This is a genomic window from Microbacterium sp. LWH3-1.2 (assembly GCF_040675855.1).
GTDB lineage: Bacteria > Actinomycetota > Actinomycetes > Actinomycetales > Microbacteriaceae > Microbacterium.
Genome location: NZ_JBEGIK010000001.1, coordinates 718,807 through 739,601, shown reverse-complemented (window position 1 = coordinate 739,601; position 20,795 = coordinate 718,807). Strand labels below are relative to the sequence as shown.

The 20,795-nt window shown below is 70.3% G+C and carries 18 protein-coding genes; 11 read left to right on the top strand and 7 right to left on the bottom strand.

Annotation, left to right across the window (positions count from 1 at the left end; genetic code table 11):
- The first annotated feature begins 96 nt into the window (after positions 1-96).
- From MRBLWH3_RS03535 to MRBLWH3_RS03525, 3 genes are all read left to right on the top strand, one after another.
- Positions 97-1,644 carry an alpha-N-arabinofuranosidase gene (locus MRBLWH3_RS03535; protein WP_414685278.1) on the top strand — a complete coding sequence of 516 codons (1,548 nt, stop codon included), beginning with the start codon at positions 97-99 and terminating at the stop codon, positions 1,642-1,644.
- Between the two features lie 38 nt (positions 1,645-1,682).
- On the top strand, positions 1,683-2,684 hold the full coding sequence (locus tag MRBLWH3_RS03530; RefSeq protein ID WP_363428770.1) for a LacI family DNA-binding transcriptional regulator: 1,002 nt from the start codon (positions 1,683-1,685) through the stop codon (positions 2,682-2,684).
- A gap of 95 nt (positions 2,685-2,779) precedes the next feature.
- Complete coding sequence (locus MRBLWH3_RS03525; protein ID WP_363428768.1) at positions 2,780-3,880, top strand: alpha/beta hydrolase; 1,101 nt, start codon at positions 2,780-2,782, stop codon at positions 3,878-3,880.
- 153 nt (positions 3,881-4,033) lie between these two features.
- Here MRBLWH3_RS03525 and MRBLWH3_RS03520 read toward each other — a convergent pair whose 3' ends face one another.
- On the bottom strand, positions 4,034-4,870 hold the full coding sequence (locus tag MRBLWH3_RS03520; RefSeq protein WP_363428766.1) for an alpha/beta hydrolase: 837 nt from the start codon (positions 4,868-4,870) through the stop codon (positions 4,034-4,036).
- Between the two features lie 224 nt (positions 4,871-5,094).
- On the opposite strand from MRBLWH3_RS03520, the gene MRBLWH3_RS03515 reads away from it, so the two are divergent.
- From MRBLWH3_RS03515 to MRBLWH3_RS03505, 3 genes are all read left to right on the top strand, one after another.
- A complete protein-coding gene (locus tag MRBLWH3_RS03515) occupies positions 5,095-5,688 on the top strand; it encodes a TetR/AcrR family transcriptional regulator (protein WP_363428764.1) in 594 nt (197 codons plus the stop codon).
- Between the two features lie 211 nt (positions 5,689-5,899).
- The gene (locus MRBLWH3_RS03510; protein ID WP_045301792.1) at positions 5,900-6,187 is read left to right on the top strand and encodes an HU family DNA-binding protein; all 288 of its coding nucleotides are present in this window, start codon (positions 5,900-5,902) and stop codon (positions 6,185-6,187) included.
- A gap of 102 nt (positions 6,188-6,289) precedes the next feature.
- Positions 6,290-8,269: a cytochrome c oxidase assembly protein gene (locus MRBLWH3_RS03505; RefSeq protein ID WP_363428762.1), complete on the top strand. Its 1,980-nt coding sequence runs from the start codon at positions 6,290-6,292 to the stop codon at positions 8,267-8,269.
- A gap of 1 nt (position 8,270) precedes the next feature.
- On the opposite strand, the gene MRBLWH3_RS03500 is transcribed toward MRBLWH3_RS03505, so the two are convergent.
- Both MRBLWH3_RS03500 and MRBLWH3_RS03495 read right to left on the bottom strand, forming a co-directional pair.
- Entirely contained in the window at positions 8,271-10,043 is a 1,773-nt protein-coding gene (locus MRBLWH3_RS03500) for a SulP family inorganic anion transporter (protein ID WP_363428760.1), read from the bottom strand.
- Between the two features lie 66 nt (positions 10,044-10,109).
- Positions 10,110-11,270: a hypothetical protein gene (locus tag MRBLWH3_RS03495; RefSeq protein ID WP_363428758.1), complete on the bottom strand. Its 1,161-nt coding sequence runs from the start codon at positions 11,268-11,270 to the stop codon at positions 10,110-10,112.
- An 857-nt stretch (positions 11,271-12,127) separates the two neighbouring features.
- On the opposite strand from MRBLWH3_RS03495, the gene MRBLWH3_RS03490 reads away from it, so the two are divergent.
- Positions 12,128-13,492 (top strand): ATP-dependent DNA helicase, encoded by a 1,365-nt coding sequence (locus tag MRBLWH3_RS03490; RefSeq protein ID WP_363428756.1) that lies wholly within the window; start codon positions 12,128-12,130, stop codon positions 13,490-13,492.
- Positions 13,493-13,496: 4 nt separating this feature from the next.
- Here MRBLWH3_RS03490 and MRBLWH3_RS03485 read toward each other — a convergent pair whose 3' ends face one another.
- Together MRBLWH3_RS03485 and MRBLWH3_RS03480 are read right to left on the bottom strand one after the other, a co-directional pair.
- On the bottom strand, positions 13,497-14,159 hold the full coding sequence (locus tag MRBLWH3_RS03485) for a heme oxygenase (biliverdin-producing) (protein ID WP_363428754.1): 663 nt from the start codon (positions 14,157-14,159) through the stop codon (positions 13,497-13,499).
- 45 nt (positions 14,160-14,204) lie between these two features.
- Positions 14,205-14,531 (bottom strand): DUF2470 domain-containing protein, encoded by a 327-nt coding sequence (locus tag MRBLWH3_RS03480; protein ID WP_363428752.1) that lies wholly within the window; start codon positions 14,529-14,531, stop codon positions 14,205-14,207.
- 80 nt (positions 14,532-14,611) lie between these two features.
- Here MRBLWH3_RS03480 and MRBLWH3_RS03475 point away from each other — a divergent pair, with 80 nt between their 5' ends.
- The 3 genes from MRBLWH3_RS03475 to MRBLWH3_RS03465 all read left to right on the top strand — a co-directional run bounded on the left by MRBLWH3_RS03475 (position 14,612) and on the right by MRBLWH3_RS03465 (position 17,820).
- Entirely contained in the window at positions 14,612-15,880 is a 1,269-nt protein-coding gene (locus MRBLWH3_RS03475) for a serine hydrolase domain-containing protein (RefSeq protein WP_363435257.1), read from the top strand.
- A gap of 68 nt (positions 15,881-15,948) precedes the next feature.
- Positions 15,949-16,791, top strand: coding sequence for an EamA family transporter (locus tag MRBLWH3_RS03470; protein WP_363435254.1), 843 nt, complete (start codon positions 15,949-15,951; stop codon positions 16,789-16,791).
- 39 nt (positions 16,792-16,830) lie between these two features.
- Positions 16,831-17,820 (top strand): Gfo/Idh/MocA family protein, encoded by a 990-nt coding sequence (locus MRBLWH3_RS03465; protein ID WP_363428750.1) that lies wholly within the window; start codon positions 16,831-16,833, stop codon positions 17,818-17,820.
- An 18-nt stretch (positions 17,821-17,838) separates the two neighbouring features.
- Here the strand turns inward: MRBLWH3_RS03465 and MRBLWH3_RS03460 are convergent, their stop codons facing one another.
- Positions 17,839-19,302, bottom strand: a complete 1,464-nt coding sequence (locus tag MRBLWH3_RS03460) for a glutamate--cysteine ligase (RefSeq protein ID WP_363428748.1) — start codon at positions 19,300-19,302, stop codon at positions 17,839-17,841.
- A gap of 152 nt (positions 19,303-19,454) precedes the next feature.
- On the opposite strand from MRBLWH3_RS03460, the gene MRBLWH3_RS03455 reads away from it, so the two are divergent.
- Positions 19,455-20,342 (top strand): carbohydrate kinase family protein, encoded by an 888-nt coding sequence (locus MRBLWH3_RS03455; RefSeq protein ID WP_363428746.1) that lies wholly within the window; start codon positions 19,455-19,457, stop codon positions 20,340-20,342.
- Here MRBLWH3_RS03455 and MRBLWH3_RS03450 read toward each other — a convergent pair.
- Positions 20,323-20,748, bottom strand: coding sequence for a pyridoxamine 5'-phosphate oxidase family protein (locus MRBLWH3_RS03450; protein WP_363428744.1), 426 nt, complete (start codon positions 20,746-20,748; stop codon positions 20,323-20,325). The two genes, MRBLWH3_RS03455 and MRBLWH3_RS03450, sit on opposite strands and share 20 nt — an antisense overlap.
- Positions 20,749-20,795: the final 47 nt, after the last annotated feature.

Below are 20,795 nucleotides of genomic sequence, written 5' to 3'. Positions count from 1 at the left end.
CTTTCATTCGACATCCGGACGCACGCATTCGACATCCGGACGCACGCATTCGACATCCGGACGCACGGTGTGTATCGTTACAAATCGCCGAATCCGATGTTTCGAAGGAGAACACCCGTGCCCGACCTCCGCGCCCGCGCCGTCGTCGACCTGGACGTCCCCGGTCCGGTCATCAGCCGCCACCTCTACGGCCACTTCGCCGAGCATCTGGGGCGGTGCATCTACGGCGGGTTCTACGTCGGCGAGGACTCCTCGATCCCCCACGAGCGCGGCATCCGGCTCGACGTCGTCGAGGCGCTGAAGGGCATCGGCATCCCGAACCTGCGCTGGCCGGGCGGCTGCTTCGCCGACGAGTACCACTGGCGCGACGGCATCGGCCCGAAGGAGTCGCGGCCGCGCATGGTCAACACCCATTGGGGTGACGTCGTCGAGAACAACCACTTCGGCACGCACGAGTTCATGGACCTGTGCGAGATGCTCGGCGCCGACGCGTACGTCAGCGGCAACGTGGGCAGCGGCACCGTGCAGGAGATGAGCGACTGGGTCGAGTACCTCACGCGCGACGGCGACAGCCCGATGGCGAGCCTGCGTCGCGAGAACGGGCGCGCCGAGCCCTGGAAGGTGCCGTTCTGGGGCATCGGCAACGAGGCCTGGGGCTGCGGCGGCAACTTCACCGCCCCGCAGTTCGCGTCCGAAGCGCGCCGCTACGCGACCTTCTGCCGCGACCACGGCGGAAACAAGCTGTACCGGATCGCCGCCGGGGCGTCGGACGACGACCTCACCTGGACGACGGCGCTGATGGAGGCGTTGAACTGCCTGGGGTGCCAGCACGACCCCAAGAACATCTTCCAGGCGATCTCGTTCCACTACTACACCGTCGCCGGCACCTGGGAGCACAAGGGCAGCGCCACCTCGTTCTCCACCGAGGACTACTACGCGACGATGTCGAAGGCGCAGGACATCGAGCGGGTCATCAGCACGCACGCCCGGATCATGGACGCCTACGACCCGGGAAAGAGGGTCGGGCTCGTCCTCGACGAGTGGGGCACGTGGTGGGACGTCGAGGAGGGCACGAACCCGGGCTTCCTCTACCAGCAGAACACCGTGCGCGACGCGCTGGTGGCCGCCGTGCACTTCGACGCGTTCCACCGCAATGCCGACCGCCTCGTGATGGCCAACATCGCGCAGACGGTGAACGTCCTGCAGGCGATGCTGCTGACGGATGCCGAGACCGGCGCTCTCGTGCTCACGCCGACGTACCACGTGTTCGAGATGAGCCGCGGTCACCACGATGCGACGTCGCTCGCCGTCCACATCCTGGACGCCCCCGATCCCCGCGAGGCGGACGGGCGACCGCTGCAGGTGGTGTCGGCGTCCGCCAGCACCACGGGCTCGACCGCGCTGCTCTCGCTGAGCAACCTGGACGCCGAGGCATCCCTGACCATCGACGTCGACCTCCGCGGCCGCGCCGTGACGTCGGCGACCGCCCGCGTGCTCGCCGGCGACTCGGCCGCCGCGCACAACACCGCCGAGACGCCGGATGCCGTGGCCCCCGTGGCGCTGGACACCGAGCTGCGCGAGGGCACGCTGCGCGTGACGCTGCCGGCGCACTCGTTCGCGACGGTCGCGCTGCAGCTGGCCTGACGGCCGACCCCGGGACGGCCGAGGGATAGAGTTCGGCAATGGCCACCCTGCGCGACGTCGCCAAGGCCGCCGGCGTCTCGCCGATGACGGTGTCGAACGTGCTCAACAAGCACCCGCATGTGCGCGCGGAGACGCGTGAGCGGGTGCTCAAGGCGATCGACGACCTCGGCTACCGGGTCAACGTCGCCGCTCGCAACCTGCGGGCGGGGCGCACCAACACGATCGGGTTCGCCGTGCCGGAGGTCGAGTCGCCGTACTTCGGGCAGCTGGCTTCGCGCATCATCGCGAAGGCGCACGATGCGGGCTATCGCGTCGCGATCGAGCGGACCGGAGCGTCGCGCGAGAACGAGCTCTCGGCGATCGCGTCGTCACGCACGCGGATGTACGACGGCCTGATCCTCTCAGCGGTCGGTCTCGGACCTGCCGACCGCGAACTGCTCGACACCGACATGCCCATGGTGATCCTCGGCGAGAGCATGTTCGGCGCACCCGTCGATCACATCGCCCTGCCGAACGAGGAGGGCACCTACGCCGCGACGACGCACCTGATCGAGAGGGGATGCCGCCGGATCGCCATCGTGCAGGGTGGCGACCCGGACCGGCTCAGCGTGACATCCTTACGGCACGCGGGATACCGGCGGGCGCTGGCCGATCACGGGATGCGCCTCGATCCCGCGCTCGTCGCCGAACGCCATCACCTGAGTCTGGAGGACGGGCGAACCGCCGCGCACCAGCTCGTCGACGCCCACGCCGGTCTGGACGCCGTGGTGTGCATCACCGACACCGTCGCGCTCGGGGTGCTGCGGGGACTCGCCGACCGCGGGCTCTCCGTGCCCGCCCAGGTGCGCGTGGTCGGCTTCGACGACATCCTCGAGGCCCGGTACAGCGTGCCGAGCCTCACCACGATCAACCCCGATCATGAGGAGGTCGCCCGGCTCGCCGTCGAGCTCCTGCTCGCGCGGCTGGCGGACGCCCCGAACTGGCAGCCCAAGGACCACGTCACCGGGTTCCGCCTGGTCGCGCGGGAGTCGACCGGGTGAGCCCCGCGTGAGCAGGCCGGGGGTTCTTGGGAACTCCGGGCCTTCCGCATGTCAATGGCGTGCCTCCGCCCGCCCGCGGGCGGGAGGATGGGGACATGCCGCTGGACCCGTTCTTCGAAGAGCGCCTGCGGGTGCATCGCAAGTACATGTTCGATCAGGCGATGGGTGCCGTGAGGACGCGCCTGACGGCCCTGTGGCCGTTCAGCCGCGGCGCCGGCCTTCCCGCCGCAGCACCGGCCTCCGCCGATGAGACGTCCAGACCCGCGAAGAAGAAGGCGGATCCGGCCCTCGACCGCCACGCCCGCGCGCGGGCGCGGCACCGTCGCGCGGCGCTCGCGTGGGACCGCACCGAGCTGAGCACGGTCGGCACGCCCGGACCCGAGGTGCGCATCACCGAGCACCAGGTCGCCGTGCCGGGTCATCCGTCGGTGCGCGTGCGCGTCTACCACCCGTCCGTCGCGGGCGGTGCGCCGGTGCCCGCCGTGCTGGCGTTCTTCGGCGGGGCCTTCCGCATCGGGGGCATCGATTACCCGACGACGGATGCTGCGTACCGCCGCCGGTGCGTCGACGCCCACGTCGCGATCGCCGCCGTCGACTACGCGCTCGCGCCCGAGCACCGCTACCCGGTGCAGATCGAGCAGGCGTATGCGGCGCTCGACTGGCTGTGCGACTCCGCCGGCGAGGTCGGAGTCGACCCCACGCGCATCGGCGTGCTGGGCGTCTCGGCGGGTGGCAGCCTCGCGGCCGCGCTCACGCTCGTGAACCGTGACCGCGCGAACCACCGCCTCGCGCTGCAGGTGTTGGAGGTGCCCGTCGTCGATCTGACCGGGGCCCATATGGATCTCGGCGCGATGCGCGCACTGCGCATCCCGCGGTTCCTGACGACGCGGGAGCTCCGCTCGGTGGCGCGCACCTACCTCGTCCGGCCTCAGGACGCCCGTGAGCCGTACGCCTCGCCGTTGCGCGCGGCGTCGCACGAGGGACTGCCGCCCGCAGTGATTCTCACCGCCGAGTACGACCCGCTGCGCGGCGATGGCGACGCGTACGGAGCGGCGCTGCGGCGGGCCGGCGTCGACGCGAGCGTCGTCCGCTACCAGGGCGTGACCCACGACACCCCGATCTTCACGGGTGTGCTGCCGGCCGCCCGCCGCTGGCACGACGACGTGGTGGCCGGCCTTCGTCGCCTCCACGCCTGAGGCAGGGGGAAGGCCCGGGGTTCGGAAGAACCCCGGGCCCGTGCGTCCCACCGCGGACACCGGCCGGGACACCACCCGGCCGCCGAACCACCAGTGCGACTGGGAGCTCGACGACCGGGTGCTGTCGGCGCGGCGCGGGGGCGCAGCATCCGTCTACTTGGCCGCCTCCGTCTCGCGCACCTGGTGCGTCGTGGCCCACTGGAGGGCGTAGTCGGCGATCTCCTCCCACCCGTGCTGGCTGACGAGGCGGTGGGTGCGCCCCGCGTACTCCTTGTACTCGACGATCGCGGGGCTGCCCGACTTCTGGTACTTCTTCACGATGGCCTTGCCGATCGCCGGGGGCACGACGTGGTCGATCTCGCCCGTGATGATGAGCAGCGGCGCGCGGTCGGTGCGGCCGTAGTCGACGTGGGTCACGCCGCCCTTCTCGTTGAGTACCGAGCTCACCCCTTCGAAGAACACCTTGTTGTAGGAGTTGACGGCGTACTCCTCCCAGATCTTGTCGGACTCGCTGCGGGGGAGGTCGTTGCCGAAGGTGAAGTGGAAGTGACGCTTGCTGAGCGGCTTGGCGCCGTTGATGCCGAAGGGGTTCGACAGGATCGGCGTGCCGGTCCACAGCGTCGACAGCGGCAGCGCGGTCACGCCGGCGGTCTGCCCGGGGGCGACGCCGACGTAGGCGACGCCGAGGCCGCGGTCGGCGAGCATCTGCGTGAGGACTCCCCCGAAGGAGTGGCCGATGATGATCGGCTTCTCGGGAAGCTCGCGGATGATGCGCTCGTAGTTGTCGGCGATCTGCTTCAGGCCGATGCCCTTCAGTGCCTCGGGGTTCTGGCGGATGTCTTCGACCGTGCGGTCGTCGATGCCGGGCCAGCCCGGGACGATGACCTGGTGGCCGGCAGCGCGGAAGCGCTCGGCCCAGGTGTCCCAGCTCTTCGGGGTCATCCAGAGGCCGTGGATGAGGACGATGGGGGTCTTGGTGATGGTGTTCATTTCGTGCTCCCTGAGGTGGTGTTGCGGTGGTGTGCGATTCAGTCTCAGATCCCGGATCGTGGTGTTTCCGGCTGATGTGACCGATGGTAGACCGAACGTTCTATCTATGCAAGACTATTCCCAGAGAATCTTGAAAAGATTTCGGATGCCTCGTACGTGCCTCGATTCCGCGCCCGGTCAGCGCGCAGAGACGGTGGCACGATGGAGGGGATGGAGGGGGATCCATGAGCTCCACGATCGCCGCGTCCGACGCGGCAACCCACCGGTCGCCGGCGCGTCGGCGACTGCTCGAAGCCGCGACGCAGCTGTTCTACAACGAGGGGATCCACTCGGTCGGGGTCGACCGCATCATCGAGGAGGCGGGTGTCACCCGCGCCACGATGTACAAGCAGTTCGCCGGCAAGGAAGGGCTCGTGCTGGCGTACCTCGAGGGCGAGGACCAAGGGCTGCGGGCACTGTTCGCCCACGCGTCGCAGGCGTCGGACGACCCCGAGGTTCTCCTCGACCTCGTCGTCGCCGGCATCGAGCAGGACATCCGCGATCGCCACACTCGCGGCTGCCCCTTCATCAACGCCGCCGCCGAATACCCCGACGAAGGACCGGTGCGCGAGCTCATCGCCGACCACCGCGAATGGTTCCGCGAGACGCTGCGGCAACTGGCGGCCGGTGCAGGGCTGCGCGATCCCGAGGGGGTCGCCGCATCCCTCGTCCTGCTGCGCGACGCGGCACTCGTCGGCGGCTATCTCGACGGCCAGGCTCGGGTAGGACCGGCCTTTGCCCGCACCGCACGCGATCTGATCGCGGCGCACAAGGGGTGAACGCTGTCGGCGTAATCGAGGCTCAGGAGTCACTTTCGTCACTCTTTTCACACGACACGCAGCCCTAATCTCCAGAAATCCGCAGAAATACGCGGATCTGTCGGCCACGTCAGGTACATTCGGGACCGGTCGATCCGACCAGCCGGGGGGCGACGCCAACCGGTCCGAGCAATGACAAGACGGCACTCGTCGTCTTTGGAGGACATACCAAATGGCCGACAAGACCATCACCAAGACCGAGCTCGTCGCGAGCATCGCGAGCGCGACCGGCCAGAGCCAGTCCGCCGTCTCTGGCGTGCTCGACTCCCTCTTCTCCACCGTCTCCGACGCGGTCGCCGCCGGCAGCAAGGTCTCGATCCCGGGCTGGATCGCGTTCGAGCAGGTCGCCACCTCGGCTCGCACGGGCCGCAACCCGCAGACCGGCGAGGAGATCAAGATCCCCGCGGGCAAGCGTGTCAAGGTCACCGCGGGCTCGAAGCTGAAGGCCGCCGTCAAGTAACTCCGACGCACACCTCAGAGAGGGGATGCCGCACACCGCGGCATCCCCTCTCTGATGTTCCGGGCGGAGATCCGCACGGGCCCCGCAACGTAGGCTTGAGGGGTGAACCCCCGCGCCCTGCGGGCCGTCGGGCCCGCGATCCTCGTCGTGGCCGCGCTCGCGGTCATGGTGTGGGCGCTGGCGTTCGGCGGCGGCGCCGCGCCGCTCGCGATCGCGGACCCCGGACCCCTCGTCCGCTGGGGGCTTCCGACCGCGAAGCTCTTCGTCAACCTCTCCGCCGCCGGCATGGTGGGCGTGCTGGTGACGGCACTGTTCGCGTTGCGAGCGGGGGACCGCGCGTTCGACGTCGCCCTGGACACGGCGTCGATCTCGGCCGCCGTGTTCACGATGGCCGCGGCCGCCACCGGCTTCCTCACGTTCGTCGACGCGTTCAACCCCGTCCTCAGCATCGGGCCGGAATTCGGCGCGCAGCTCGGCCGCTTCATCGTCGAGACCGAGGTCGGGCGCACCTGGCTCATCACCACGATCGCCGGCGCCGCCCTCACGGTGCTGACCTTCGCTGTGCGCTCGTGGACCGCGACGTTCTTCGTGGCGCTCCTGGCCGCGGCATCCCTCGTCCCGATGGGAACCCAGGGCCACTCCGGCGAAGAGGCGTTCCACCACGAGGCGATGACCGCGCTCATCCTGCACATCATCGCCGCGGCGGTGTGGCTGGGCGGCCTGCTGCTCCTGATGGTCGTGCGGCCGCTGCAGTCCCGTGACGACAGTGTCGCGACGGTCGCCCGTTACTCGAGCATCGCGCTCGCCGCCTTCGTCGTGGTGGCGGTGTCGGGCATCGTGCGCGCGGCGATCGGCCTGCAGGACTGGTCGGCGCTCGTCTCGCCGTACGGCGTGATCCTCGGCGTGAAGGTGCTGGCGCTCGTCGGCCTCGGCCTCCTCGGCGCCTGGTACCGCACCCGCCTCATCGGGAGGATGAAGATCGCGGATGCTGCCGCCCGCGCCTTCTGGACGCTCATCCTCTTCGAACTCGTCCTGATGGGCGTCGCGAGCGGCGCAGCGGCTGCCCTCGCGCGCACGCCCCCGCCGGTCGCGCCGCTGATCCCCGCGACGCCGACGCCGGCCGAGCGCCTGACCGGCGCGCCGCTCCCGCCCGAGCTCACGGTCGACCGGTGGATCACCGCGTGGAACATCGACCTGCTGTGGGCCGTCGTCGCGGGGTTCGCGATCTTCTTCTACCTCGTGGGTGTGTGGCGTCTGCGCCGCCGCGGCGACGCGTGGCCGGTGTACCGCACGATCATGTGGGTCGTCGGCTGGCTGCTGCTCGTGTGGGTCACGGGCGGGGTCATCAACGTCTACCAGGACTACCTCTTCAGCATGCACATGGTCGGGCACATGCTGCTGACCATGGCGATCCCGCTGCTGCTCGTGCCGGGCGCACCCATCACGCTCGCGGCGCGCTCGATCCACAAGCGCGACGACGGCACCCGCGGCGGCCGGGAGTGGCTGCTGTGGGCCGTGCACTCGCCGGTGGCGCGCGTCCTCACGAACCCGTTCGTCGCGGCAGGGCTCTTCATCGGCTCGCTGTGGGTCTTCTACTACACCGATCTCTTCCGCTGGTCGCTGTACGACCACCTCGGGCACGAGTGGATGATCGCGCACTTCCTCATCACGGGGTATCTCTTCGTGATGAGCCTCATCGGGATCGACCCCGTGCCCTACCGCCTGCCGTACCCGGGGCGCCTGCTGCTCCTCATCGGCGTGATGGCGATGCACGCGTTCTTCGGCATTGCGATCATGATGCAGGAAGGCCTCATGATCGCCGAGTGGTTCGGCTCGATGGGTCGCACGTGGGGCGCGACGCCGCTCGAGGACCAGTACACCGGCGGCGGCATCGCCTGGTCGATCGGCGAGATCCCGACACTCATCCTCGCGATCACGGTCGCCATCCAGTGGAGCCGCAGCGACGACCGCGAGACCAGGCGCCGCGACCGCCACGCCGACCGGACGGGCGACGCCGAGCTCGAGGAGTACAACGCCCGCCTGGCCGCCCTGGCCGAACGCGACGCGCGCGCCGGCGGCTGAGCTACCCTTTCGCGCTTCCGAAGGGCTCGTCGCCACCCTCGTCGCGGCGCGGCGATTCGGCCGCAGCATCCCATTTCGTCCCGGCGATGTCGCCGCGCAGCGTGCCCGTGACCTCGTCGACGGCGGCGCCGACGGTCGGGGCGAAGCGATCGGGCGTGAACCGCTCGGTGAGGCCGTAGCGGGCGAGAGCGTCGACGACCGGCGACTTCATCTCGGCGATGATGAGACGGATGCCGCGTGCCCGCAGGTAATCGTCGAGCTCGACGAGCTCGTCGGCGGCCGTGGTGTCGATGTCGGTGATCGGCTCGGCGGCAAGGATGACGGTTCTCACGGCAGGGCCGGCGGCGCGGACGCGCGAGCGCACCCAGTCGTCGAAGATCGCTCCGTTCGCGAAGAACAGCGGCGCGTCGAACCGCACGATCACGACGCCGGGAACCCTCTTCCCTTCGGGGTTGCGCGACAGGTCGTGGTAGCCGCGCAGGCCTTCGACGCGCCCGAGCTCTGCTCGGTACGGGCGCCACGAGCGGTTGACGAACGCGATGAACGACAGCCCGATCGTGATGACGATGCCCTCGAGAACCCCGAAGACGAGGACGCCGAGGAACGCGGCCGCGGAGAGAATCGCGTCGACGACGTTGATGCGCACCAGTCGCACCACGCCGCGCGCGTCGATGAGGCTGATCGCTGCGCTGATGACGACGGCGGCGAGGGTCGCCGACGGGAGGAATCGCGTGAGGTCCGGCAGCACGAGGATGAATACGATGAGCAGGACGGCGCCGACGACGCCCGTCAGCTGCGTGCGGGCGCCTGCCTGCTCGGCGACCGGAGTCCGCGACGACGACCCCGAGACCGGGAAGCCGCCCAGCGCGCCGCCGGCCAGGTTCGCCACGCCCAGCGCCGCCATCTCCTGGCTGCCGCTGACGCTGTCGCCGCGGCGGGCGGCGAAGGTGCGGGACAGCACCGCGGTGTCGGTGAACGCGATGAGGGCGATGCCGGCGGCGGGCAGGGCCAGAGAGACGACGTCCGTCCACTCCAGTCCGGCGAGTGCGGGCGCGGGGAGCCCCTGCGGAAGGGCGCCGACGACGGCGATCGCGGACGCAAGACCCAGGATCGCGACGAGCACCATGGACAGCACCACCACGACGAGCGTGCCGGGCACGCGCGAGCGCAGCGCGCGCAGCGCGAAGATCACGACGAGGGAGCCGACGCCGAACGCGGTTGCCACGGGGTCGATCCCTCCCGCAGCGATCGCTTCGGCGATCCCGACGGCGCCCTGCCACAGCGTCGGCGCGTCCACCGAGAACCCCAGCAGCTTCGGCAGCTGCGACAGGATGACGATGACCGCGATCGCGTTCAGGTAGCCGACGCGGATGGGCTTCGACAGGAGGTCGGTCACGAAGCCCAGGTGCACGAGCCCGCCGATCAGCAGCAGCGCGCCGACCATGATCGCCAGCAGCCCCGCGAGCGCGACGGCCTGAGTCTCATCGCCGAGCGCGAGGGGCAGGACCGCCGCCGCGATGATGGGCGCGAGCGACGAGTCCGGCCCGAGCACCAATACCCGCGACGGCCCGAAGACGGCGTACGCGAGCAGCGGCACGATCGTGGCGTAAAGTCCGGTCACCGGCGGCAGGCCGGCGACCTCGGCGTACCCCATGCCCGCGGGGATCAGCAACGCGGTCACGACGATGCCGGCCCGTACGTCGGGCCACAGCCACGCGCGCTTGTACTCGCGTGCGACCGCGACGGCGGGAACCCAGCGCGCGATGCCTTTCATCGACCTCATCATCGACCCCGGCACCCATCCTGGCGGAAAGGCCCGTCCGCGCGAAGCGGGCGGGTGCTACCTCGTGTCGGGACCGGTCACCACGATGGTCGCGGCGCCGTCGGGGCGCACGGTGATCGTGCCCTTGACGATGAAGGGGACGTCCTCGCTGACGGCGCGCACGCGACCGTCGAAGAGAGAGCGGATGCCGACATCGATGTGGGCGACGGCCTCGCTGGCGAGGATCGACCAGCCGGCGCCGGCGGGCTCGACCGCGACCGTCGGCTGCTGGGTGATGGACCACTTCGGCAGCGAGGTAATGCGGTCCTCGACGAAGAAGCCGAACGGGCACGCCGTCGGCTGCAGCACCTCTTGCGTCGCGCAGGAGGTGAGGAACTCCTCGACCTTCTCCTGGACCACGCTGAGGAACTTCTCGGTGGGCTGAGCGACGACATTCACCGGGATCGCGCGGAACGGGCTGTCGGAGAGGACGGCGACGCCCGGCGTGCTCGAGATCGCGGTGTCGACCGACACCGAGTACAGCCCGGGCGAGAAGACGAGGAGCGAGACGGGGGCGGCCGGGTCGGCATCCGCCCCGTCCGGTGACACTTGACGCTTGTCGATCTCGAAGCCGTTCACATCGAAGACCATCGAGCCCGTGACGCCGAGGTTCATGACCGCGAGCGGGCTCTTCGCGAAACGCCACGTCGGCGCGAGGCCGATGGAGCCGTCCTGCTCGACCGAGAACGTCGTGCGGCCGTCGTGGCCGCGCGCCGTGTACTCGATGGTGACGTGCGTGACGTCGCCGTCCGGTTCCTGCGAGACGACATGCGCATCGCGGATGGGGGCGAGGGCGGAGCTGCGCAGCAGCGCCTCGGACGCCGTCGGCGGCAGACCCGCCGCTTCGAGCTCGACGGAGGTCACGGCGACACCGGGCACCGCGAGCGCGTCGGCCGCGCGCCCCTCGGCGAGCAGCTGCACGTAGCCTTCGACGAACGCCTTGGGGCTGTAGTACTCCCGCTGAATGACCCCCCACGCCGCGAGTGCGGCGCCGAGGAGGAGCACGCCGACGATGCCGAGCAGCGTGAGATCGAGCGCGAGACGGCGGCGGGGCCGCCCTTTGACGGGTGGTCGGATGACCGCGCCCTCCGGGGTCGCCGCGGGGGTCTCAGGGGTCGCAGGAGTGGCCGGAGACGCACTCGCGCCGCCCGGCGACGTGTTCACAGCCCCCCGGTCCACGCGCCCAGTCTAGGAAAGCGTGGCCGGGAGGCCCCTGTGGAACGCGAAGTTGTGGACTGGCAGTCCACTCGGGTTCACGCCCCGGACGCGTGGGCGCGTGCCAGGCTTCGGGTGTGCGGAGCGGATCCGCTGCTCACGGTTCTGCTTGCGGCGTTCCTACTCCCGGCGCGCAGAGGCACCGGCGATCCCAGACGCTGCCTGACTAACCGAACATGACGCCGAGCGTCTGATCCAGAACCGCACCGTAGCCCGCCCTGATCGGGCGGCGGCGATACGCAGGGTCGGCGCTGATCGGCGGTCACACCATCGGCCGCTCGCGTTGTCGCGGATCACGACAGGGCCTGATGCACGCCGATGGCGCGGAGAGCGTTCGCCGCCCGGTGGAGGATCGGTCAGGCCCGGCATATTCGACGAGGTCGGCGCCGCTTGCGGGCAGCCCAGGGCCCGGGCGCGACGAGACCGCTACTCGTGGCGCTCGGCGGGTCTGGTCGCGTGTGCGGGATAGTCCCACCGACGGACTGCCTGCGGCGGGTCGGGAGAATCGGCTCGAACCCTGTGTGCTGCCGCGCTGGGTCGTGGTGTCGGAGCATTCGTGCTCACGCGCTGACTGCTGTGTTCAGGAGACCGCGTCATTGCTCTACCCCCTTGAGATGACGATGGTCCGGTGAGCGGGTGGTGTCAAGAGAGGTGATCAGTCGGCACCGACGACCTGCCCCCGGTTCCGGGCGATGATGGACGAGGTCGTCGCCGGCACCGCGGCGTGGCGGGAGGCGGAGCCGCCTGTGGAGAGCGAGCCGGTCTCCACCGATCGCGGCGCGCAGGGCCGGGAGGCGGCATCCGCTCGTTAACATGATTCGGTGAACACTCCGCCTCTGTCTGCCGAGCAGGAGGCGCTGTTCCGGCTCATCGAAGACACCCGCGAGCACGTGTTCGTGACCGGGCGCGCGGGCACCGGCAAGTCGACGCTGCTGCAGCACCTCGCGTGGAACACCAACAAGCAGATCGCGGTGTGCGCCCCGACCGGCGTCGCGGCGCTCAACGTCGAGGGCCAGACGATCCACTCGCTCTTCAAGCTGCCCCTCGGCATCATCGGCTCGCACGACGAGGACCAGTCGGACGCGACCCGGAAGCTCCTCAATGCGATCGACACGCTCGTGATCGACGAGATCTCGATGGTCAACGCCGACCTCATGGACGCGATCGACCGGTCCCTGCGCAAGGCACGCGGCCGACGCGGAGAGCCGTTCGGCGGCACGCAGATCGTCATGTTCGGCGATCCGTACCAGCTGGCGCCCGTGCCGCCGCGCGGCGACGAGCTGCGCTACGTTCGGGACCACTACCGGTCGTTCTGGTTCTTCGACGCCAAGGTGTGGGTGGGCGAGGCCCAGGCCGACGGCATCCTCGATGTCGGGTCGTACGGGGCCGAACTCAACATCCGCGAGCTGGTCGATATCCATCGGCAGTCCGATCCCGCTTTCAAGGCGATGCTCAACGCGGTGCGGTACGGCCGGGTGACGGCCGACATCGCCGAGGTGCTCAACAGCACCGGCGCGCGCACTCCCCCGGATCCCCTCGACGGCGAGCATCCGGTCATCACGCTGGCGACCCGCAACGACATCGTCAACAACATCAACCGGCGGCACCTCAACGAGCTGGTGGGCCGCGAGCAGACGGCGATGGCGGAGGTCAACGGCGACTTCGGACGAGGGGATGCCGCCTACCCGGCCGACATCGAGCTCAAGCTGAAGGTCGGGGCCCAGGTGATGTTCCTGCGCAACGACACCCAGTCCTTCGGCGAGCCGCCGCGGTGGGTCAACGGCACGATCGGCACCGTCACCCGCATCGCCGGCGAGACCGTGCGCGTCGACGTGGAGGGCGACGAGTTCGACGTCGAGCCGTCGGTATGGGAGAAGTACCGCTACTCCTACAACCCGGGCTCGAAGGAGCTCACCCGCGACATCGTCGCCGAGTTCACGCAGTTCCCGCTGCGGCTGGCCTGGGCCGTCACCATCCACAAATCGCAGGGCAAGACGTACGACCGCGCGATCATCGACCTAGGTTCGGGGGCCTTCGCACCCGGCCAGACCTACGTCGCGCTGTCGCGGCTGACGTCGCTCGACGGCCTCTACCTGTCACGCCCGCTGCGGCCGCGCGACATCCAGGTCGACCCCGACGTGCGGCGGTTCATGGCGTCCGCGGTGCGCGGGACGCCGGTCGCCTGACCCGTCAGGCGACGTGCGAGGCATGGGCGGCCTTGGCGGTCGCGAGATCCTCGAAGAGCTCGGTGTTGAAGCGGTAGGCGAGCAGCACCTCTTCGATCACGCGCTCCTGCTCCGTGGCATCCCACGGGGCGGCGTCGAGCTGCTCGCGGTAGACGTCTTTGAAGGCCTTCGGGTCGGCGATGTCGTCGAACAGGTAGAACCCGATGCCGTTCGTGTCGAAGCCGAAGCGGCGCGCCATCAGGCGCCCGATGAACTGGCCGCCCGACAGGTCGCCGAGGTAGCGCGTGTAGTGGTGGGCGACGAAGCCGCCCGCCCACGTCGCGCCGACCTCGTTGATGCGGTCGACGTAACGGCGGGTCGTCGGCAGCGGCTCGATGCGGTCGCGCCAGTCGGGCCCGACCAGGAACTCGAGGTCGGCCTCGAGCGCCGGAAGGCGCGTGAGCTTGTCGGAGATGAACACGGCTGCGACCGGGTCGTTGCGCATCCGGCCGGCGGTGCGCTCGAGTGCCTCGTAGATGAACCAGTGCTGGACGACGAGGGCGACGTAGTCCTCGCGGGTGCCCTCGCCCTTCATGAGGTCCGCCATGAAGCCGGAGTGCTCGCTCGACGAATGCGAGCTGCTGGAGCGCTCGCGCAGCGCGGCGGAGAACGGGATCGGGTCGCTCATACCTTCATGCTAACTGAAGATAAGGCGAACCTAACCCCAATTTCCCTACGCGTGCGGCCGGGGCTCGATTCCGAGGCGGCGGCACGCCTCGTCGTACAGCGCGACGATCTCGCGTCGCACCTCGCGGCGCTCCGTGATCGGACCAGTCGGCCACGGCACCGCGATCTCCGCGGTCGTGCCGTCGTCGAGCGTCGCCTGCCAGACACCCTGATCGCCGTCGAACCCGGTCATCGTCGCAGCGCTGATCTCGGCATCCGCGACTCCCGCGTCCGCGGCGAATGCGCGCGAGATCAGGAGGTTGTCGCCGGCGTGGTCGCCGTTCATGTGGCCGAGCACCCCGGTCAGGGCGGCATCGTCGAAGAGGTGCGTCATGACTTCACCCTACGGATCACCGTTCAACGCAGGCGGCGATGGTGTGTTTGAATTCATTGCACGATCATCGGGGGGTGAGAATGCGGACCCGCTCCACACATCGACGCGCCATCGCGGTGCTCGCCGGTGCCATGACGTCCGCGCTGCTCCTCGCCGGGTGCTCGTTCGAAGGCGACATCCAGCCTGATGTGCCCCCTCAGACGACCGCGGCTTTCGCCGATGAGACCGTGCAGCAGCTGACGGATGCCGTCACCCACGCGATGGGTGTGACCGGGTCATCCGGCGCGATCGTGGGCGTCTGGGCGCCGTGGAGCGGCAGCTGGGTCGCAGGCCTCGGCACCCAACGGCCCGACGGCGGCGGCGAGGTCACTGACGATCTGGTGTTCCGCGCCGGCAAGGTGACGCGCGCCATGACGTGCGACGTGCTCTTCGAGGCCGCTGCCGAGGGCGAGGTGGAGCTCGACGACAGCATCACCGAGTATGTCTCGGGCGTGCCGGACCTGAAGGACGTGACGCTCATCGAGCTCTGCGACGGGACGTCCGGCATCGGCTCCTACGCCGGCCAGCTGTACTCGTCGTGGCTCTCGAACCCCGACCGGGTGTGGGACCCGCGCTACCTGGCGAGCTTCGGCCTCGGCCAGCCGCGCACGAGCGACCCGGGCGTCGCCTATCGCGACTCCGATGCCGGGTACGTGCTGCTCGGCCTCGCGCTGCAGCGCGCGACCGAGCAGACGGCCGCCGACCTCATCCGCGGCTACGTCGCCGATCCGCTCGGGCTCGACGCCACCGCGCTCGGTGAGCTGCCCTCCTCGGGCGTGCTCCAGGGCGGGCAGTCGGTCAACAACGCCGAGGGCGCCCTCGACTGCGCGCAGCCGCTCGATATGACCGCGGCCTCGTCGAGCAGCGGCTTCACCGACGCGGGGGTGGTCACCGACATCCACGATCTCGGACGCTACGTGCAGTCTCTGGCGTCGGGTTCCCTCGTCGAGGACGACGACCGATTCAACGCACCGGTCGCGGTCGCCGCCGATGGCCCGTCGTGGTACGCCGCGGACGGTGGTGCGCTGATCGCGGGATCGCTCATCGGCCAGTACGGCAAGATGCCGGGCTACATCACCGCGGCCTTCGCAGACCCCACGACGGGTCTGACGGTGGCCCTCGTACTCAACAACTCCGCGGCCGACGCTGCCGTGGGCGAGTACCTGGCGTGGGAGCTGGCGGCGATCGCCTCGAAGACGCCCGCGTCGGCGGGCGAGACGGCGCCCGAGGCAGGCCTTCCCTGGACCGCTGAGCAGTACCACGCAGCGATCGACACCCTCGCGGTCTGCACTCCTCCGGCAGCGGAGTGAACACGGGGGCAAGCCCCGGACGCACTGCCGCCGCGGGCGATGCACGCTCGGGGACGACGCCCGCGATCCTGCTGCTGATCGTCGGCCTCGCGTGCCAGGAGGTCGGCGCGTCGATCGCCGTCCTTCTGTTCCCGCAGGTCGGGCCGCTCGGCATGGTGATGCTCCGCCTGGTGTTCTCGGCGATCGTGCTGCTGCTGATCGCGCGACCCCGCCTGCGCGGCCACTCGCGAGCCGACTGGACAGCGGTGGGGCTGTTCGGGCTCGTGCTCGCGCTGATGAACGGGCTGTTCTACCTCGCTCTCGAGCGTCTGCCGCTCGGCGTCACCGTGACCATCGAGGTGCTCGGGCCTCTCGTGCTGTCGATCGTCGCCGCACGCCGCGCCTCGGCGTGGCTGTGGGCGCTGCTCGCGCTCGTCGGCGTCGTCGCGCTGGGCGGCGGCGGGTGGGATCGGCTCGACCCGCTCGGCGTGCTGTTCGCACTGGGCGCCGCCGCCAGCTGGGCGTTCTACATCCTCTCCTCGGCGCGCGTCGGCCGGGCGTTTGCCAAGCTCGACGGGCTCGCGCTCGCGATGACGGTCGGCGCGCTGATCTCCGTGCCGTTCGGGATCGCGGACGCCGGCGCCGCCCTCCTGCGGATCGAGATCGTCGCGCTGGGCGCGGCAGTGGCCGTGCTCTCGTCGACGATCCCGTACGCCCTCGAGCTCGTCGCGCTCCGGCGCCTGCCGGCTGCGATCTTCGCCATACTCATGAGCCTCGCGCCTGCGACCGCGGCCCTCGCAGGCTTCATATTCCTCGGACAACATATGACCTGGCTCGAAGTCCTCGGCATCGCGCTGGTGATCGCCGCGAGCATCGGCGCGGTCCGCTCGTCCGCTCGCGCCGCGCGCGAGGCCGCAGAGCCGGTCGCCTGATCCGGCGTGTGAGGTGCTGCGGCTCGATAGCATCAGGGCGTGAATCAGGCGAAGACGAGATGGGCGGTCCTCGGGCCGGGACAGATCAGCCGGGACTTCGTGGTCGGGCTTCGTGCTTCGGAACACGGGATGCTGCATGCCGTGGGCAGCTCGTCGGCCGAGCGCGCGTCGGCGTTCGCGACCGAGCACGGGGCCGCGGCATCCGGGACCTACGACGAGGTCCTGGCCCGCGACGACGTGGACGCGGTGTACGTCGGGACGGTCCACACGGCCCACGCCGACCTCGCGATCCGCGCGCTCGATGCGGGCAAGGCCGTGCTGTGCGAGAAGCCCGCGAGCCCGACGCTTGATGAGGTGGAGCGGATCCTGCAGGCGGCGCAGCGTGCGAGGCGGCCCTTCCTCGAGGCCTTCAAAACGCGGTTCGGTCCCTTCGCCGACGCGCTGCGCGAGCTCGCCGCCGGCGGCGAGCTCGGCGAGCTGCACCGGTTCGAGGGCGCGTTCGGCTTCGATGCCGGCACGCGCGAGGGGCGGCTGTTCGATCCGGCGGTCGGCGGCGGGGCCATCCTCGACGTCGGCTGCTACCCGCTGGCGCTCGCGATCGACCTCGCGGCCGCGGCGGGCCAGCCGATCGACACGCCGGAGTGCCGGAGCTTCCAGGCGGAACTCGTGAACGGCGTCGACGGCTGGGCGACCGCCGAGATCGGATTCGGCTCGGTGACGGCGCAGATGGCGACCGCGGTCGTCGAGGACCTCTCGGACCTCGCTCTCCTGCGGTTCGACGACGCCGACGTGCTGCTCCCGAACGTGTGGGGCAGCCGCACCGTGAGCCCGTCGACGCTGATCATCCGCCGCGGCGCCGACGAGCGGGTCGTCGAGGTGCCGACCGTGCAGCCGATGGCCGCCGAAGCCGACGCCATCTCGCTCGCACTCGCCGAGGGCCGCCTCGAGGTGCCGCAGATGCCGTGGTCGCACACCCGGGCTGCGGCGCGTGTGCTCACGGACTGGCGCGCGGCCGCACTCGCCGGCTGACGGCATCGCGGCCGGGGATCAGCTCCAGGTGTGCACCGGCTCGTTCGTGTGCATCGCGTCGCGGTACTCGAGCAGGGTGGCGCGCAGGGCGTCGTAGCGCTCCATCCCGGTGCGGCGGCGCATCCGGTCGGTGAACCAGCCTGCGCCGGTGACGCCGGTGAGGCAACGGCCCTCGATGATGCCGAGCAGGCGATCGCGGTCGTAGGCGTCGACGCCCCACGCATCGAGGCCCCGATACGCGAGGGGCAGCAGGCGCCGCAGCACGAGCTCGGCGGCAGGCACCTGGCCGGCACCCGGCCAGTAGAGCTGGGCGTCGATGCCGTCTCGGGCGGCTGTGTGGAAGTTCTCCTCGGCAGCGGTGAACGACAGCTGCGACCACAGCGGCCGGTCGCTCTCGGCGATCGCACGCACGAGGCCGAAGTAGAAGGCGGCGTTGGCGACGGTGTCGACGACGGTGGGCCCGGCGGCGAGCACCCGGTTCTCGACCCGCAGGTGGGGCACCCCGCCCGCGACGTCGTAGATCGGGCGGTTCCAGCGGTAGATGGTGCCGTTGTGCAGGCGTAGCTCCGCGAGGTCGGGGATGCCGCCCGACTCGAGCACGGCCATCGGGTCGTCGTCGTGGACGATCGGCAGGAGCGCCGGGAAGTAGCGGACGTTCTCCTCGAAGAGGTCGAACACCGAGGTGATCCAACGTTCGCCGAACCACACCCGCGGCCGCACCCCCTGCACCTTCAGCTCCTCGCTGCGGGTGTCGGTGGCCTGTTCGAACAGCGGGATCCGCGTCTCGCGCCACAGCTCCTTGCCCAGGAGGTAGGGCGAGTTGGCCGCCACCGCCAGTTGCACGCCGGCGATCGCCTGTGAGGCGTTCCAGTACCCGGCGAACGCGTCGGGAGAGGTCTGAACATGCAGTTGCGTGCTCGTGCACGCCGCCTCGGGCAGGATCGAGTCCGCGGTGGCGAAGAGCCGTTCGGGACCGTCGATGGAGATCGAGATGTCCTCGCCGCGCGCGTCGAGGATCTGCTCGCTCAGCAGCCGGTACCGGGGGTTCGCGCTGATGCTGTCGGGCCGGAGGTGCCCCTCGGCGACGGTGGGCAGGATGCCGATCATCACGAGGTGGGCGCCGATGGCGGCCGAGCGCTCCTCGGCGTGGTTGAGACTGTCGCGCAGACCTTGCTCGAAGGTGGTGAGCCCTCCCTCGCGCAGACGGGCGGGCGGCACGTTGATCTCGATGTTGAACTGCCCGAGCTCGGTCTGGAACGCCGGATCCGCGATCGCCTCGAGGGCCTCCGCGTTGCGCAGGGCCGGGTCACCCGCCTCGTCGACGAGATTGAGCTCGACCTCGAGGCCCGTCAGCGGGTCATCGGTGTCGAAGTGCGCCTCAGCCAGCATGCGCGCGAACACGTCGAGGTTGCGCCGGACCTTCTCGCGATGACGGGTGCGATCGGCGCGGGTGAACTCCTGTGCCGGGACGTCCTCCCCCATGCCGGAACTCTAGCGAGCCGCGGGCGTTTCCGCGCCCACGGCTGGGGGACCAGCGGGGCTCGACGCCGGGGCGTGGCGAGATCTCACGGAACCGCTCGCTCCGACCCGGCGCGCAAAGCCGGCTTCCGGGCGACGGCTGGTTGACTGGGGCGATGTCGCTCGCTGACGCCCGGGTCGCCGTGTGCGGACCCGCCTCGTGGAACCATCTCATCCTCCTCGACCGGCTTCCCGAGCCGGTGCCGCACATGCAGTTCGCGCTCGGCGAGCTGCATACGCTCGGCGGGACGTCGGCCGGCAAGGCCTTGCACCTGGCTGACCGCGGGGTCGACGTGACGCTCCATGCGCTGCTGCACTCCGACGACGACGGCCGGCGTGTGTCGGCCGCGCTGGACGCGGCGGGGGTGCGGGTCGAGGCGTACCCGTCAGAGCGGACCGAGCGCCACGCGAACCTGATGACCGCGGCGGGGGAGCGCGTGAGTCTCTACCTCGCGACGCCGTCGGCGGCATCCCTCGACACGATCGATCGGATCGAGAGCGCCCTCGCCGACGCCGACATCGCGGTCGTCGACCTCAGCGAGGTCGGCATGGCGATCGTGCGGCGACGGCTCGCGGGCGCCGCAGGAGCCCCGATCTGGACCGACCTCCACGACTACGACGGTTCGGCGGAGTTCCATGAGCCGTTCCTCCGGGTCGCCGACGTCGTCTTCATGAACGACGACGCGACCGACGACCCGTGGTCGCTCATGCAGAGCTGCCTCGACCGGGGGCCGCGCCTCGCCGTCTGCACCCTCGGTGCACGGGGCGCCGTCGCGCTCACCGCGTCTGGGGAGCGCGCGACCGTCGACGCCGTCCCGGTCGATCCTGTCGACACGAACGGTGCCGGCGACGCGTTCTTCGCGGGCTTCCTGGCCGCCTTGCTCTCGGGTGAGGACGTGAACGGATGCCTCGCCGCCGGCGCCCGTCAGGCGGTCGTGGCCCTCGCGTCCGAGCATCTGCATCCGGCGGTCGCCGCCGGCGGCGTCACCAGCGCGCTTCGGTGACGTTCGCAGGGCTTTCCGATGCGTCGTAGACCCGCACCCACGCGGGGCGGACCACGACGACCGCGAAGTCCGGGTGGAGTGCGCGCGAGCCGGGGAACTGCGCGTTGTAGGCGCCGCCGTACTCTTCGCGGAGGGTGCCGCGCACGATCGTCCCGAAGCCGTCGATCTGCGCCGACACGGAGCCTCCCGTCCCGATGACGACCGCGATGCGGTGGTCGTGGCGCAGGTTCTCGGCCTTGCGCGAGCCCACCAGCGTGTCGAACACGAGCGTGCCGTCGTCGAGCGCGGCGATCCCGACGAGCGCCGCCTCGGGCGCTCCCGATGGCGACACGGTCGCGACGACACCCTGCGCTTCGGCGCGCACGAAGGCCACGAATGCCGCAACGTCACGGGGATCGAACGCCATCCGCTCACAGTACGGCAGACAGTGCCGCTCGGACATCGACTCGCACG